The organism is Ruminococcus albus 7 = DSM 20455, assembly GCF_000179635.2.
Classification (GTDB): domain Bacteria; phylum Bacillota; class Clostridia; order Oscillospirales; family Ruminococcaceae; genus Hominimerdicola; species Hominimerdicola alba.
Genome location: NC_014833.1, coordinates 746,313 through 761,594 on the forward strand (window position 1 = coordinate 746,313; position 15,282 = coordinate 761,594).

Below are 15,282 nucleotides of genomic sequence, written 5' to 3' on the forward strand. Positions count from 1 at the left end.
TGAAACCGATATCATATAGTTTTTCATAACAGGAGGTGCGGTATGAATATTTCTGAATTTGCAAAGGAAGCAGGAGTTTCGGTATCTGCTGTCAGCAGGTATTTCAATGACGGCTATCTTTCGGAGGATAAACGTGCCAGGATCGAAGAAGCACTTGAGAGAACGGGATACGTGCCAAGTTATTCAGCAAGGACAGTTCGCTCGAAGGTGACAAAGCTGGTGGGCGTTATAATACCTAAGCTTTCAAGTGAGAGTACGGCAAGGGTGACCGAGGGGATCGGTGAGGTGCTGGGAGAAGAAGGCTTTGAATTGCTGCTGGTAAACACGTCCAATGACAATAAGCGGGAGATAAGTTCTCTGGAGCTGTTCAGGCAGAACCGTGTGGATGGTGTCATACTCCTTGCAGGTGTTATCACCGATCTTCATCGTTCACTGCTTGCAAAAATGCGTGTGCCTACGATAATAGTCGGTCAGAGGCTGAAGGGATTCAACTGTGTATGTCATAATGATCTGGGGGCGGCATACAGTATGACAAAGCTGATGATCGACAAGGGCGCGAAACGTCCTGCATTCATAGGTGCGAACCCTGAAGACATGGCGGCAGGAAAAGACCGCAGGATAGGCTTTGAAAACGCTGTGCGCGATGCGGGGCTGATTCTTGAACCGAAGTTCTGTGAAATAGCCAGGTTCAGTATGGAATCGGGCTACGAAAAGGCAAAGCATCTGTTTTCGGGAAGGATCAAGCCGGATTGTCTTTTCTGTGCCACGGATAATATTGCTGTGGGTGCGATGCAGTACTGCCGTGAAAACGGGATACGCATTCCCGATGACCTTATGGTGGGCGCTGTTGGAGATTCGCGTATAGCTAATGTGCTGTATGTACCTCTTTCGTCGGTACATCTTCATTACAAGACTGCCGGCAGAGAAAGTGCGAATATGCTGTTGAACGAAATGAAGAAGGGCAGCGAGGTGCACCGTATAGTGCAGCTGGAGTATGATATTATAGAAAGAGAGTCAACCGGACGCATTGGATAAATTGTACAAAGAAGAGTGTGAAACTGTGTGAAATAAACCGAAAAGGAATCCGGAATTCTTATTATATGCCAATAGACAAGAAATGCAAACTATGATATAATGATGGTACAATATGAAAACGGTATCACATATTATTGTGATAAACTTTCAGCAAAAAAATGGTGATAAATTTATGAAAGGGTGGGTTCTATGGATTATAATAAGATCGCAGCTGAGATACTTGATGCGATAGGCGGAAAAGCGAACCTTGCAAGTGCAGCACACTGCGCTACACGTTTAAGGCTGGTGATAGCTGACAACAGCAAGGTAGAAAAATCTGTGCTGGAAGGCATTGAAGGTGTGAAGGGTGTTTTCGAGGCATCGGGACAGCTTCAGATAATCCTGGGAACAGGTACTGTTAATAAGGTGTATGCCGAATTCATACAGCTTGCAGGAATAGAAGCTGCTTCAAAGGAAGATGTGAAGAAAGCGGCAGCTGCAAAGTCTCCCTGGTATAAGAGGGGTATCAAGACACTTGGTGATGTATTCGTACCTATCATACCTGCGATAGTTGCAACAGGTCTGCTGTGCGGACTGTTTGGCGGTCTTTCAAGAGCGTTCCCGAGTATGGCGGACAGCCACCTGTATACACTGCTGGATATGTTCTCAAATGCAACGCTGACATTCCTGCCTATACTTATAGCTGTAAGTGCTGCAAAGGTATTCGGTGCAAACATCTATCTGGGTGCGGTCATAGGTATGATAATGATACACCCGAGTCTTGTAAATGCATGGGATTCAGTCAATCTGAAGACACTTTGGTCGTGGGGATTCTGGAAAATCAACAATTCAGGTTACCAGGGTCACGTTATACCCGTAGTCATCGCGATACTTCTTCTGTCAGTCATTGAAAAATGGCTGCACAAGCACGTACCCGAGATGTTCGATCTCTTCGTTACACCTCTGGTATCCGTTCTTGTAACAGGATTCCTTACAATGACCGTTATAGGCCCTGTATTTGCTCAGGTCGAATCTTGGGTACTTACCGGTGCACAGTGGCTCATCGCTCTGCCTTTCGGTATCGGTTCGTTCATTATGGGTGCTGTGTATGCTCCAACTGTAGTAGCAGGCGTTCACCATATGTACAACGCTATCGAGCTTTCCATGCTGGCTGACAGCGCCAAAAACATCTGGGATGCCAATCGCTACCGCTGCAAACGTAGCACAGGGTGCTGCTGCACTGGCGGTAGCAGTCAAGACTCAGAACAAGAAGCTCAAGTCTATGGCTCTCCCTGCATCTCTTTCCGCATTCATGGGTATTACCGAACCTGCTATCTTCGGTGTCAATGTACGTTTCGGCAAGCCTCTGGTAGCAGGTATGGCAGGCGGTGCCTGCGGCGCAGCAGTAGCTTCTATCATGAACGTTTATGCAACCGCAAGCGGCGTTACAGGTATATTCGGATTCCTGATCACTACGGATAGCTTCCTTGGTTATCTGCTCACATTTGCAGTAGCGGCAGTTGTAGCATTCGTTCTTTCGTGGATACTCTATGCTCCCACAAAGGAAAAAGTTCCTGAAAAGAATTACAAAGACAACTGTGTATACTCTCCTATGAGCGGCAGAGCTATCGCTCTGGAAGAAGTTCCCGATAAGACATTTGCATCAGGCACACTCGGACAGGGCGCAGCCATTGATCCTATGGATGGCAAGGTAGTTGCACCTGCAGACGGCAAGGTATCCACACTCTTTGATTCTCATCACGCTGTTGGCCTTACATTGGATAACGGAATGGAACTGTTTGTACATATCGGTATGAATACTGTTGAACTCGGTGGTGAAGGCTTTGATGCTTTTGTTAAGGAGGGTGACAGGGTAAAACGCGGAGATACCCTCATAACCTTTGATATCCAGACTCTGAAGAACAAGGGATACAGCGTCATAAGCCCTGTTATCATAACAAATTCCGAGAAATACAAGGATATCCGCAGAACAACTGACGGCGGAATAAACTACTTTGATGAACTGCTTGAAACAACCAAGTGATATATCCACACGGACGGTGATATCATTATATGAAAAACAATTTCAGACAGAAGCTTCATCTTGAAGCTGAAAGCGGCTGGATAAACGACCCAAACGGCCTTTGCTACTTCAATGGCGAATACCATGTATATTTTCAGTATTCGCCTGACAGCCCGATCGGGGAAGGCAGGAAATGCTGGGGACACTGGAAAAGTCCGGATCTTATAAAATGGAGATATGCCGGCATCGTTTTATATCCTGATACGCCTGAGGACAAGGACGGAGTATATTCGGGCTGCGGATTTGTGAAAGGGGATACTTTGTATCTTTTCTATACAGGCAACGTCAAGGAAGAAGGCGACCACGATTATGTAACATCGGGGCGCGGTGCAAATGTGATACTTGTTACCACGAAGAACGGACAGGATATGAGTCCGAAGAAGGTGCTTCTGCGTAATTGTGACTATCCAGCAGACTGCTCGTGCCATGTGCGTGACCCTAAGGTATGGGAAGAACACGGTAAATACTATATGGTGCTTGGGGCAAGGACTTTGCAGGACAAGGGCTGTGTACTGAAGTACGGATCAGATGATCTTGAACATTGGGCATAAATCGGAAGATATTCGGCTGAGGATATGGGTTATATGTGGGAATGTCCCGATGAGTTCACTATCGGGAAGAACAGGTTCCTGGGGTTATCTCCGCAGGGACTGGTACATAGTAAGTATATCCATCAGAATGTATACAGCTCCGGATATTTCAGTCTGGCGAACGGTAGAACAGAAAATTTCCGCGAATGGGACAAGGGATTTGATATTTATGCCCCACAGACCTTTGAAGCCCCTGACGGCAGAAGGATATTTATCGGCTGGGAAGGTATTGGTGATATACCTTACAGCAATCCGACTGTAGGATGCGGCTGGCAGCACTGCCTGACTCTTCCGCGGGAACTGACAGTAGATGATAATGGAGATATCCTTCAGAATCCTGTAAGGGAACTGGAGACTCTCCGAAGAAAAGAAAAAGAGATAAACAGCGGTGACAGTATACAGACAATTCTTCCGTTTGAACTCAAAGGGCGTACAGATAAGGAATTCAAAGTCACTCTTGAAGGCATACTAACTCTGGAATACAAGAACGGTGAGGTCATGCTTAGCTTTATTTCGGAAAATGCAGGCTGCGGAAGATATGTGAGGTATGCACAACTTGAAAGCTGCAGGGATATACGCCTGATAGCTGACACCTCATCGGCGGAGGTGTATCTTAACGGCGGAAAGATCGTATTTTCAACCAGGATGTATCCGGAGGATACCGATATATCCCTTTTGGTGGAAGGTGTAAGCGGTTCGGTGTATGAACTTGAGGGGATAGAGGTGATAAACGATGAATGATGTGCTTGCTGCCATAGGTGAGGCACTTATAGACTTCATACCGGATAAGAGCGGCTGCGGTTTCGGTGAGGTATCGGCGTTCTCACCGAAAATAGGCGGTGCGCCTGCAAATGTATGTGCAGCGTTCTCAAAGCTGGGCGGAAGGTCGAGGATGATAACTCAGCTTGGTGATGATCCTTTCGGGCATAAGATAATAGATGAGCTCAACGCGGCTGATGTTGATACAAGCTGTATCACTCTTACAGACAAGGCAAACACAGCACTGGCTTTTGTATCACTTGATAAGGACGGCGGCAGGACATTCTCCTTTTACCGCAAACCCTCGGCAGATATGCTGCTTGATGAAGACGGCATAAAGGAGGATCACTTTGATGATGTTTTCGCACTTCATTTCTGCAGCGTGGATATCGGTGATTTTCCCATGAAGCGTGCTCACATCAAGGCTATAGATACAGTAAGGCGAAAAGGCGGCGTGATAAGCTTTGACCCGAATCTTCGCTTTGCCCTGTGGGACAGCAGGGAAGCTCTGAGATCGGCTGTAAGTGAGTTCATACCTCTGAGCGATATAGTAAAGATATCCGATGAGGAACTGGAGTTTGTGACAGGCTATGATGATGCGGATACAGGTATAAAGGCTATCCTTGCAGAAGGCGTGAAGCTTGTGCTGTATACCTGTGGAAGCAGGGGCGCTTACGCATTCACTGAAAATGCAAAGGTATACGCATCGTCGATCAATGTCAAGGCTGTTGATACAACAGGGGCGGGCGACGGATTTGCAGGTGCATTTCTTTGGAAATTAAAAGCTATGAGTTCGGGCGATGATCTGCTCGCACAGCTGACGGAGGATAAGCTGAAGGAATGTCTGGAATTCGCAAACAGATTCTGTGCGCTGAGCGTTCAGCGTAAAGGTGCTATAGCATCCTATCCAACACTTGAAGAAATACCCGAGATATGAAAGGAAGATGAAGCATGAAAGAATTCAGTTATACTATCAAGGATGAGATCGGTATCCATGCAAGACCTGCAGGAAATCTAGTAAAGCTGATAAAGAGCTTTATGAGTACTGTAACTATTGAAAAAGAAGGTAAAGAGCCGATAAACGGCACAGCACTCATGAAGCTGATGAGTCTTGGGGTCAAGCGCGGTGATACTGTCAGGTTCACTGTTGAAGGTGATGACGAAGATGCAGCAGTAAAGGGCATTGAAGAATTCATGAAAGAAAACCTTTAGTATGCGAAAGGTCGGTGAGAAATATGACAGTATATCATGGCAGGGGCGTTTACGGGGCTTACAGTATCGGCAGGATCAGGGTGTTCAGCAGAAGATCGGCAGAGGTACGCCGTGAAACTGTCAGCGATACCGAAAAAGAGCTTGCCCGTGTGGAGGCTGCAAAGGCTTTGGCTGTAAGTCAGCTTGAAGAGATATACGAAAAGGCACTCAGAGAAGTCGGTGAAGTAAATGCAGAGATATTCGGTATACACATAATGATGCTTGATGACGATGATTACAACGATTCCATAAAAAGCATGATCATGACCCAGCGGGTCAATGCTGAATATGCAGTTGCTGTTACATCGGATAACTTTGCACAGATGTTTGCTTCTATGGATGACGCATATATGCAGGCGCGTTCGGCGGATATAAAGGATATTTCCGACAGGCTGATCCTGTGCCTTTCGGGTGGTGGAGCGAATAATAATGATCCGTCCGAAAAATATGTGATATGTGCGGATGACCTTGCACCCAGCGAAACTGTATCTCTTGACAAAGATAAGGTACTGGCATTTGTTACAGCCTTCGGATCTCCGAATTCTCACACGGCTATACTGGCACGAAGCATGAACATACCTGCCGTTATAGGTGTGGGCGAATCTTTTCTTGATGCTATCTGCGACGGAGATACGGTGATAGTTGACGGCCATACCGGGGATATAATAGTATCTCCCGATGAAGCGACTATAACGGAGTATACCCGCAGGCTGGCAGATGACGAAAAGAAAAAACAGCTTTTGCAGGAACTCAAAGGCAAGGAGAATATCACCATTGACGGCAGAAGAATAAATATATTCGCGAATATCGGCGGCACAGAGAATATAGGTTCTGTACTTGCCAACGATGCGGGTGGGATAGGGTTGTTCAGGAGTGAATTTCTCTACCTTGAAAAAGATGGATTCCCGACGGAGGAACAGCAGTTTGCGGCTTATCGTAAGGTGCTTGAAAGCATGGCAGGCAGGAAGGTCATAATCCGTACACTCGATATCGGAGCTGACAAGCAGATCGACTATTTTGGTCTGGATAAAGAGGATAATCCGGCTCTGGGTCTTCGTGCTATCCGTATATGTCTTACCCGTCACGAAATATTCAGAACTCAGCTGAGAGCGTTGTTCAGAGCATCTGCTTTCGGTGAGCTTGGCATAATGTTCCCGATGATAACAAGTACGGCTGAAGTGGAAAAATGTTTGTCAATGTGTAGCTCGGTCAAGGACGAACTGAAAAGTGAGGGTATCAGATACGATGAAAATACCGAGATAGGTATAATGATCGAAACTCCGGCTGCAGCAGTTATAAGCGATCAGCTGGCAACTATGGTGGATTTTTTCAGCGTAGGAACTAATGATCTGACACAGTATACCCTCGCCTGCGATCGTCAGAATGCCAAACTGGATCCATTCATTGATACTCACCACAAGGCAGTGCTGCGCCTTATAGAGATGTCAGCGAAGAATGCTCATGAAAATGGTGTGTGGATAGGTATATGCGGAGAACTGGCTGCGGATCTGACGCTAACGGAAACGTTTTTGCGAATGGGTATTGACGAATTGTCGGTATCGCCTTCCTATGTGCTTCCGCTTCGTGAAAAGGTGAGAAGTCTGGATCTGAGAGACTGATGTTAGTCGGACTTATTTCTTTGCGGAAGATATCTTTATTTCTGTTGTAAAATTTCCGTGAACAGAGTGCGCCCCGTTAAATTGTAATTGTTATGATACGATCACAGATCCATAATCATAATGATACAACTAAGAAAAAGTGGATAAAAGCAGCAGAAATATGCAAGTTTATAAGCATATATGCACAATAATATCGCTTTGATTTCATATCTAGCTATGCAAGTATACAAATGAGGATTTTTTTGAAAAAAACTATTGACAATCGCGTGAAATTGGTGTATAATAATTAAGTCGTTACGGGAGATAACCAAACGGCGGTATAGCTCAGTTGGCTAGAGCACTTGGTTCATACCCAGGGTGTCACCGGTTCAAATCCAGTTACCGCCACCACTTATCTCCCGTAAAAATATGGCCCGTTGGTCAAGAGGTTAAGACGACGCCCTTTCACGGCGTAATCATGGGTTCAATTCCCGTACGGGTCACCATTCAACGTTCTCGGAAACAGCGTAATATCGCCGTTTCCGAGTTTTTCTTTTATAGTGAAAATCCGCTTTGTTCTTTATCTGTTCTTTATTTTGAAAATGCGGAGGTCTGAGCCGTAGGTCAAGCACCTTTCGGCTCTTTTTTCTTGCCTGAGAAATCGAGTGCCGAGCTGACAGCATCGGAGACTTTCGCTCTGGATTCTTCCAACATATGACAATAAATATTACTTGTTGTAGAAACCGTCGAATGTCCTAACGCTCCCGAAACGGTCACGATGTCCACTCCCTGATTGACGAGGAGTGAAGCGAACAAGTGACGGAAGCTGTGCAAGCCGTAGAACGGAAGGTCGTGCTTCTCGCAAAACTCACCGAGCCAGAAATAAGGAGTGCCGTTCTGCATAGGTTCGCCGTTCCATTTGACATACAGACGGTCTGTTTCCACCCACTTGTCACCGCATTTGAGCGCCTGCTCGTCCTGTTCTGCCTTGTACTCCCTCAGCATATCCATGATCGCCTGCGGAAATTTCAGCGTTCTCTGCGACTTGCGTGTTTTGGTTGTGTCGGTGTAAACGCCTTTCTTCGCCGTGTAGTTGCTTGTGCGGCGGACGCTGATGATGTTGTTCTCAAAATCCACATCTTTCCATTCAAGTCCCAGCATCTCGCCACGTCTGAAACCGCTGTATATCATCAAGTTAAAGAAAGTGCGGTACTTCAAGGGTTCATCGTTCAGCAGAGAAAGAAATCTCTGTACCTGTTCGGGCGTATAGATCTTCTTTTCCGTCTGTTCGTTCTTGGGGAGCGTGACCTTTGCACAGGGATTGTCGCTGATTACACCCATTTTCACGCCATAAGCGAACACATCGGACACGAAGCTGAGGTTATGCCTTATCGTCTTAGGGGCGAGTGGCTTGCCCGTGCGCTCGTTTGCACCCTCTTTCGAGAGCGAGTTCACGAAAGCCTGAATCTGTCTCGGCGTGATCTTGTCCATTCGGAGATGACCGATAGCGGCATACACCCTCTTGCGGAGTTGAAGCATACGTTCATATGTTGTGTTGCGGAGATTTGGCTTTGCATACTCCTCAAACCACTGTTCAGCAAACACCTCAAACTTGATAGCCTTGCTCTGATAGCCCTTGTTGCAGGCTTCCTCAAACATGACCGCCTGACGGTTCAGCTCTTTTTCGATCTGCTTTGCTGTCATTTTCGGCTCGGGTTTCCACGTCATGGACCGGATCACCTGCTTGCCTTTGCTGTCGTAGCCACAGCTAACCCTGATAGAGTAGCTGTCGCCACGTTTCTGAATAGTTGCCATAATATGTACCTCCTCGGTAAATATCACAGCGTACCTTTTCAATACATATTGTAGCGCAATATATCGGCGTTGTCAAGGTACGCTGTAACATTTTTTCTCTTGTTCTATCTTGTGTTATTCAAGTCCCCACGATTTTTTCTTTTTAGTGGGCTGGTATTCTATCTGTTGTGCCTGCTCTCGCTGACGCTGTTCTTTTTCTTCCTGCACCAACGCTTTCGCCTGTCTGAGAATATCGGGTGCTATCCTTTCAAGCATTGAATACACCTCGCTGTATCTCCTGTTTTCGGACTTGACCGTTTTCAACTCGGAAGAAAGACCCGAATTTTCTTTTCTGACAGCATTCAGCTTCTCACGAGCTTCATCACGCTCGGCGATAAACTCATCACCACGCTTGTGCAGACTGAAAATGGTGCGGTCTGCTTTGCGCTGCCTCTCCATAGCTGTTTTCGTAAGGCTCTTCAAAGTGTCTATCCAACTGAGGATAGAATCCTTGTTCCTGAGTATTGACATACCGCTTTTCAGCAGTTTGTCGAGTTCCGATACGGCGACAAGATATTCGTGTTCATCATCAAAGTTTTTCTCCATATCAGGAAGATAGGTCAATGCCTTATTGACCTGCTCGATCTTTTGTGACAGCTTGGCATCTGCCTTTTCGGTTTCTTCTGTCACCGAGGACAGCTTTTCCTCGCTTTCGGAAATATCTTTCTTTGTGTCTTCCAGCGTGCTTTCAGCCGACTTCACTTTGTCCTCCACGGCACTCAGTTCGGACAGCTTCATATCTATCAGCTTGTCGGCTGCGTCAAGTTCCTCCTGACGCTTTTTCAGCTTGAATTCTTTCAGCGGCAGACCCTCTTTTGCTTCTTCCAGCTTCACCCATTCGATACCACGTTCCAGCATTAGCTGACCGATGTGAACCTTCTCCTGTTCGAGCCAGTCTATCGTGATCGTCCTGCTGATACCTTTGCTCTCACAGCCCTGCTGACGTAAAGCACCCGTCAGAGAGTTTCGGACACGCATTCCGTTCTTTCTTTTCTCGTCGGTCACAGGCACAAAGTCAAGGTGCAGGTGGGGCGTGCTTTCGTCCATGTGTATCACGGCATTGAACAACTTCAAATGGGGATTTCTCTCCTCAAATGAACGGGCATATTCTTCCAGAACAGCCGCCGCTTCTTTGCACATTTCGGAGTCCACACCCGTATCATCACGGTTGCCGACCTGGAACAGAACTTCATAGAATTCTTTCTCCTGTCGGCTGTGACGGATATGCTCCTGATAGTTTGCAATTTTCCTGTCACGCCTTGTCTGTCTTGCGTTGAATTCTTCCAGCGCTTCATCGAACAGATCGTGATAGAGTTGTTTGAGAGAACGCTGACAAATTATTATGTCATCGGCGATTTTTTCTTTATCTACATTCGCCGTGATTATCGAGCGGTTGTTGTGGTTCAGATCACCCTTGCCGATACAGCCGCTCAGGGTTCTTTTTACGATAATATCATCTCCTAAATCATTGATACCGCACAGCGGTAAAAGGCTATTCGCCAACTGCCGACGGAGCGGCATATATATTGAAGCCTGCACAGCAGGCAATCGGTGCGCAGCACCGAAAAATTCGGCAGGAGCCGAATTTGCTTCTGTTACTCTTGGCAAGAGTAACGCAAAGACACTTCCGACAGCCGAGCGACCGTCTATCAGAAGTGTCTATTGCGCCCTGCGGGGCTGAACGGCTGACAAAGCAGCCGAAAATGTGGACACAGTAATGCGAAAAACGCATTACATAAACTCAAAAAATGCGATCAGCAAAACTGCAAAAATCAGAACGTCGGCTCTTCCTCAACACCAAAAGTTTCGAGGAGATGATCTATCTCTTTTCTGTAAGTCGTAAGCTCATAAGAATTGAGATAGAAAAACGAACGAGCAACAGCTTCACGCACATCAAGACCGCTTCTTTCTTCAAGGATAGAAGTCAGCGCTTTTACCTTTTCCATATCGACCATATCTCACACCTCCCTCCCGTTGAAATAGGCGATCAAGTCAGCCTTGTTCACAAGGATTTTTCCATTCCTGCCCTCGCCTGTGCGGACAGACTTCACCTTGCCCTGCTTCACAAGCTGACGGACGGTGTGTTCGGAGAGTCCGCTGATGAATGCGGCGCTCTCCTTGATAGTCAGCATCTCCACCTTGTCGGTAGTCGGTGCTTTGGTTGTCTGCGGAGCGGAGTTCTCTCCGTCCTCGGTGAGCTGAATGAGCAGCTCCAGAATGTTGTCTACGATTGCTTTTTTCTGTGTTGTAGTCATAAATTAAACCTCTTTCTTTCTACGGTTTGTGTTTTATGGATTTTGGGATTTTTGCACCTTTTGCATCTCAAAAAGCCCAAAAGGTGCAAAAGACAGATTCCCTTAACTGAAAACGTGCGGATTGACCTCAATATCGGTCACGGTTTTGTTGTTTGAGCCCTTGCTTGTAAAACGGCGAAGATAGCCGTATTCTTCCAGCATATCTATCGTTTCGTTAAAGTCCTGAGCGTTTTTGAACAGGGTGCATCTGCAAAGGTGGTGCAGATTGTTTTGCCTTATCTTCGTGATATGTTTTGAGCGTATTTTGGCAAGTACCCTCTCGGCTTTGACGGTTGCAAAGTCAGTGTCACCCAAGCTGTAAGCATATATCGCCTGCTCTCTGAAATACTCGCCGATCTCAATTGCGTTGCAAAAGGTGTCCAGATCGACACGAACTTCAACAGGGTCAGAGCCGTTCAGCGCACATTTTATGCAGTGAATAATACCGCACAAACGCAGGATAAGTCCGTGATATTTTCCGCCCCAATCCTTGCAGAAAGCCATATCGGTGACAAGCTGAGGTTCAATGTAATTGTTGTAGTAGTCAACGAACTCGCCGTAAGCCTTGCCGTCGAAGTGGAGATATTTCTCCATGTCGCTGTGGAAAGTAAACTTATCCTGCAACAGCTTGTATGTCAGATTTTTGTAGTTTTCGATGACCGCTTCGGGGACAGCCTGCGTGTCATACTTTCGTGAGCCGATATTGCTTTTCGGGAAACAGTACAGAAAACGTGCAATAAGTCCGCTGCCACGAAATGCCGTGTTGTTTATCATGCTGTCGAACACATAGGGCTGACAAGCAAGGCAAACGCTCATGTAAGGCTTTTTGAGGACAATACTCGCTCGTGTCGCTCTGTCGCTGATGAACGTTTCGCCGTTCCAGCACTTCAAAAGCAGGTCAATGTTGGGAACGTTGTTGCTGTAACGTCCGCTGAAATTACCGAGCATTCCTGCTTCATCGGAGATCATCAGCAAGGTGTTATTTTCTTCAAGCAGACGTACCAGCGATTCAGGTGTAACATCGTCCACCGCTATCCTGCGGAAGTTGCTCTGAGGGATATTGCTGAGGTCGGTTTGCAGCTTGGCTATCTCCTCGGCAGTAACATCATCTTTCTTTTCAAGAGCGAGCATCTTGCTTTCCAACAGCTTGCGTTCAGCCTGCGACTTGAAAATATCCTGCTTGTTGCTCTCGTTCCAGTCGTGGGCGAATGTGGCGTAGGGACGCTTCACAAGAGAAATAACAGGCGATTTCTTAAAGCTCGGCTCTGCAACGGTTAGGGAGTAAAGCACCAGTGGCTCGGTGTGGTCACGCTTGGCAGACATTCTGTAAACTCCCGAAAAGCAGTAGCTTACCGCCGAGAGTATGGAAGTTCCTGCCATTGCAACGTCTGTTGAGGTTGTAGTCGCTATCGCCTGTGCCATGTCTCCTATAATAGGCGGCAGAGCGTTCACAGGGAACAGCAGGAGGTTTGTCCCGTCGGGACGGAGGGGTGTGGGGGTTGCCCACAGTGTTTCATTGTTCAACGATCGATCATCGTCCTTTCGTTTGATATTTTATAAAGCGCTTTATAATAGTTGCGGTCAACATGAGGTATGTTGTTCCGCTGTCAGCTTTCTTTCTCTTGCTGACATGAACATTGTACCATACGAAACGATAGCAAATCAAACGTAATTCGTATATACTGTAAAATATACGGTAAATTTTAAAAAAATACGCAAATAGTCTTGACAAGATACCGTATCAAGCGTATAATCAGTATATACGAATATATAAGTTATCGTATCAAGGGAGAGGTTGGAATATGCTGTTATACCGTATAAATGAAAAAGACCGCACCGTGAGTATCGTGTGGTCTATCAATAAAAATGAACTTCTGTCGGCTTCTGAAAAAGAAAAGGTCTATACGTTTGATGAGATACTGTCCCAGCTTGAAGATTTTCGCAACAATCGCAGTGAGATATTTGAAAATCTCCGTATCACTATGATGAGCGGTCTGAACGAGCGTATCAAGGTTCAGGATCTTGTAAAAAATGTCGGGTCTGCTGTTATCCAAAACAGTGACAACGTATTTTTCAAGTATTACAGTAATCTGCTTACGGTAGCTTATATGAACATCGGTGAGCCTATCCTGATGCCGAAGGACTATGTCAAGGAGAGATTCAACCATAAAAAGTTGGTGGAAACGGCAAGAGCTGAGCTTCAGAAGCAGTTTGACGAGATATTGCAGGCTATGAACGATGAGCGTAATTTTGACTACTCGGCTACGGGAGAAATACTGGTCGCTACTCAGAGGTCACAGCTTGCTGTCATTCGCACCGAGAACACCAACATCGTGTATCGTGTTGCCGATAAACCGCTGCTCACTTTCTTCTATGAATTCAGTTTCGCAGTGTTTAATGCCGGACTTAAAGTTTGTGAGTGCAGGTTCTGTCACCGCCATTTTCTTGGGACGGAAGAAGCTGTGTGCTGTGAACGTGAAGAATGTCTTGCTGAAAATAAAAGGCTGAAAAATCAGATGATAAGGGAGAAACGTAAAAACAGCGACTACACTCGTGACATGGATAATTACACCGCCTATGTCAGAAATAAGAAAAAAGATTTGAGGATAGCCAAAGTCAGCCCATACGTCATGGACGAGTTTGATGATCTGAAAAAGAAATGCAAGGCTGTCGTTGACAGCAAGCTGGCGGAATGTGTTGAATTCGGATTGCCTGTTGCAGAGCTGGCTCATACGATCGAAGAACAGGAAGCTGTTATCAAGGCTTTCAGGGATAAGGCGTTGGCGGAGAATAGGTGATGAGGGAGACTTTGATTCCGGTGGATCCAAAGTTACAATTTAATGAAAAATGGCGGAAATAATAGCCGAAAGCATTGATCTTTAGCTCTCTTTGTGCTATAATGTAAATTGGACATTGATAACTATAATTAGGCTGTTTTAGGGTGATTGAAATGTACACAACTGTAAAACCTTTTATAAAGTGGGCAGGCGGCAAAAGCCAGCTTCTTGAAGAAATAAGAAAGAAATACCCTGCCAAGATCGAACGTTACTGTGAACCGTTTGTCGGCGGCGGAGCAGTGCTTCTTGATGTGCTTGCAAATTTTCAGCCAAAGGAAGTGCTGATAAACGACATCAATCCCGAACTGACAAATACCTATATTCAGGTAAGAGATAATGCTGAAAGTATTATTGCCACACTTTCAGAGATGCAGGGCGATTTTTGGGATATGAATGATGAAAAGCGTAAAGAATACTTTTATTCTCAGCGAGAGCGCTTTAATGAACTTATAAAGCAAAGTGCATCGACTGAAGAAAAAGCTGCTTTATTTATTTTTATTAACAAGACTTGCTTTAACGGACTTTATAGAGTCAATGGCAAAGGGCTGTACAATGTTCCTATGGGGGCATATAAAAAACCGCCTATTTGCGATGCTGAAAATATTCGCACAATAAGCGAACTTCTAAAAAGAGTAGACGTTCACTGCGGCGATTATAGTGAATGCGAATCATTTATTACTGATAATGCTTTTGTCTACATAGATCCGCCATACCGCCCATTGAATGCAACTTCATCTTTTACCTCTTACGCCAAAACAGAGTTCGGCGATGAACAGCAGATACAGCTTGGACATTTCATTGAAAAGATTTCTGAAAAGGGTGCTAAGGTTGTAGCGAGTAATTCTGATCCGCATAATACAGATGAAAATGATAATTTCTTTGATGATATTTACAAGATGTTTTTCATCGACAGAGTTGCCGCTACAAGAATGATAAACAGCAAATCAAATGGTCGAGGAACAGTTAGCGAACTGCTGATTTGCAATTATTAAAGGAAGGAGG

General features: G+C 45.8%; 13 protein-coding genes, 2 tRNA genes and 2 pseudogenes. 12 read left to right on the forward strand and 5 right to left on the reverse strand.

Going from position 1 to position 15,282, the window contains the following annotated elements:
• Positions 1–42: 42 nt before the first annotated feature.
• The 10 genes and pseudogenes from RUMAL_RS03315 (at position 43) to RUMAL_RS03350 (ending at position 7,801) form a co-directional block, all read left to right on the forward strand.
• Positions 43–1,035 (forward strand): LacI family DNA-binding transcriptional regulator, encoded by a 993-nt coding sequence (locus tag RUMAL_RS03315; protein WP_013497393.1) that lies wholly within the window; start codon positions 43–45, stop codon positions 1,033–1,035.
• A 189-nt stretch (positions 1,036–1,224) separates the two neighbouring features.
• Positions 1,225–2,344: pseudogene (locus RUMAL_RS22810) on the forward strand (PTS transporter subunit EIIC); the annotation flags it as partial.
• A gap of 87 nt (positions 2,345–2,431) precedes the next feature.
• Positions 2,432–3,058, forward strand: a complete 627-nt coding sequence (locus RUMAL_RS22815) for a PTS sugar transporter subunit IIA (RefSeq protein WP_336470110.1) — start codon at positions 2,432–2,434, stop codon at positions 3,056–3,058.
• Positions 3,059–3,087: 29 nt separating this feature from the next.
• Positions 3,088–4,014, forward strand: a pseudogene (locus tag RUMAL_RS22325) (glycoside hydrolase family 32 protein); the annotation flags it as partial.
• Positions 4,015–4,185: 171 nt separating this feature from the next.
• A complete protein-coding gene (locus RUMAL_RS22330; protein ID WP_242837788.1) occupies positions 4,186–4,428 on the forward strand; it encodes a GH32 C-terminal domain-containing protein in 243 nt (80 codons plus the stop codon).
• The gene (locus tag RUMAL_RS03330; RefSeq protein WP_013497394.1) at positions 4,421–5,383 is read left to right on the forward strand and encodes a carbohydrate kinase family protein; all 963 of its coding nucleotides are present in this window, start codon (positions 4,421–4,423) and stop codon (positions 5,381–5,383) included. Before RUMAL_RS22330 ends, RUMAL_RS03330 begins: the two co-directional genes overlap by 8 nt.
• Positions 5,384–5,397: 14 nt before the next feature.
• Positions 5,398–5,658, forward strand: coding sequence for an HPr family phosphocarrier protein (locus RUMAL_RS03335; protein WP_013497395.1), 261 nt, complete (start codon positions 5,398–5,400; stop codon positions 5,656–5,658).
• Positions 5,659–5,681: 23 nt separating this feature from the next.
• Positions 5,682–7,316 carry a phosphoenolpyruvate--protein phosphotransferase gene (gene ptsP, locus RUMAL_RS03340; protein ID WP_013497396.1) on the forward strand — a complete coding sequence of 545 codons (1,635 nt, stop codon included), beginning with the start codon at positions 5,682–5,684 and terminating at the stop codon, positions 7,314–7,316.
• A 313-nt stretch (positions 7,317–7,629) separates the two neighbouring features.
• Positions 7,630–7,706: transfer RNA gene (locus RUMAL_RS03345), tRNA-Met, on the forward strand.
• A gap of 20 nt (positions 7,707–7,726) precedes the next feature.
• A tRNA-Glu gene (locus tag RUMAL_RS03350) sits at positions 7,727–7,801 on the forward strand.
• A 118-nt stretch (positions 7,802–7,919) separates the two neighbouring features.
• Here RUMAL_RS03350 and RUMAL_RS03355 read toward each other — a convergent pair.
• From RUMAL_RS03355 to RUMAL_RS03375, 5 genes are all read right to left on the reverse strand, one after another.
• Entirely contained in the window at positions 7,920–9,110 is a 1,191-nt protein-coding gene (locus RUMAL_RS03355; protein ID WP_013497397.1) for a tyrosine-type recombinase/integrase, read from the reverse strand.
• A 114-nt stretch (positions 9,111–9,224) separates the two neighbouring features.
• Positions 9,225–10,757 (reverse strand): plasmid recombination protein, encoded by a 1,533-nt coding sequence (locus RUMAL_RS20515; protein ID WP_050793253.1) that lies wholly within the window; start codon positions 10,755–10,757, stop codon positions 9,225–9,227.
• A gap of 164 nt (positions 10,758–10,921) precedes the next feature.
• Positions 10,922–11,104: a hypothetical protein gene (locus RUMAL_RS03365; RefSeq protein WP_013497399.1), complete on the reverse strand. Its 183-nt coding sequence runs from the start codon at positions 11,102–11,104 to the stop codon at positions 10,922–10,924.
• Positions 11,105–11,107: 3 nt separating this feature from the next.
• On the reverse strand, positions 11,108–11,404 hold the full coding sequence (locus tag RUMAL_RS03370; RefSeq protein ID WP_013497400.1) for a helix-turn-helix domain-containing protein: 297 nt from the start codon (positions 11,402–11,404) through the stop codon (positions 11,108–11,110).
• Positions 11,405–11,506: 102 nt separating this feature from the next.
• Positions 11,507–12,967, reverse strand: coding sequence for a YfjI family protein (locus RUMAL_RS03375; RefSeq protein WP_013497401.1), 1,461 nt, complete (start codon positions 12,965–12,967; stop codon positions 11,507–11,509).
• Between the two features lie 278 nt (positions 12,968–13,245).
• On the opposite strand from RUMAL_RS03375, the gene RUMAL_RS03380 reads away from it, so the two are divergent.
• Positions 13,246–14,241, forward strand: a complete 996-nt coding sequence (locus RUMAL_RS03380) for a hypothetical protein (protein ID WP_013497402.1) — start codon at positions 13,246–13,248, stop codon at positions 14,239–14,241.
• A 152-nt stretch (positions 14,242–14,393) separates the two neighbouring features.
• On the forward strand, positions 14,394–15,272 hold the full coding sequence (locus tag RUMAL_RS03385) for a DNA adenine methylase (RefSeq protein ID WP_013497403.1): 879 nt from the start codon (positions 14,394–14,396) through the stop codon (positions 15,270–15,272).
• The last annotated feature ends 10 nt before the right edge of the window (positions 15,273–15,282 follow it).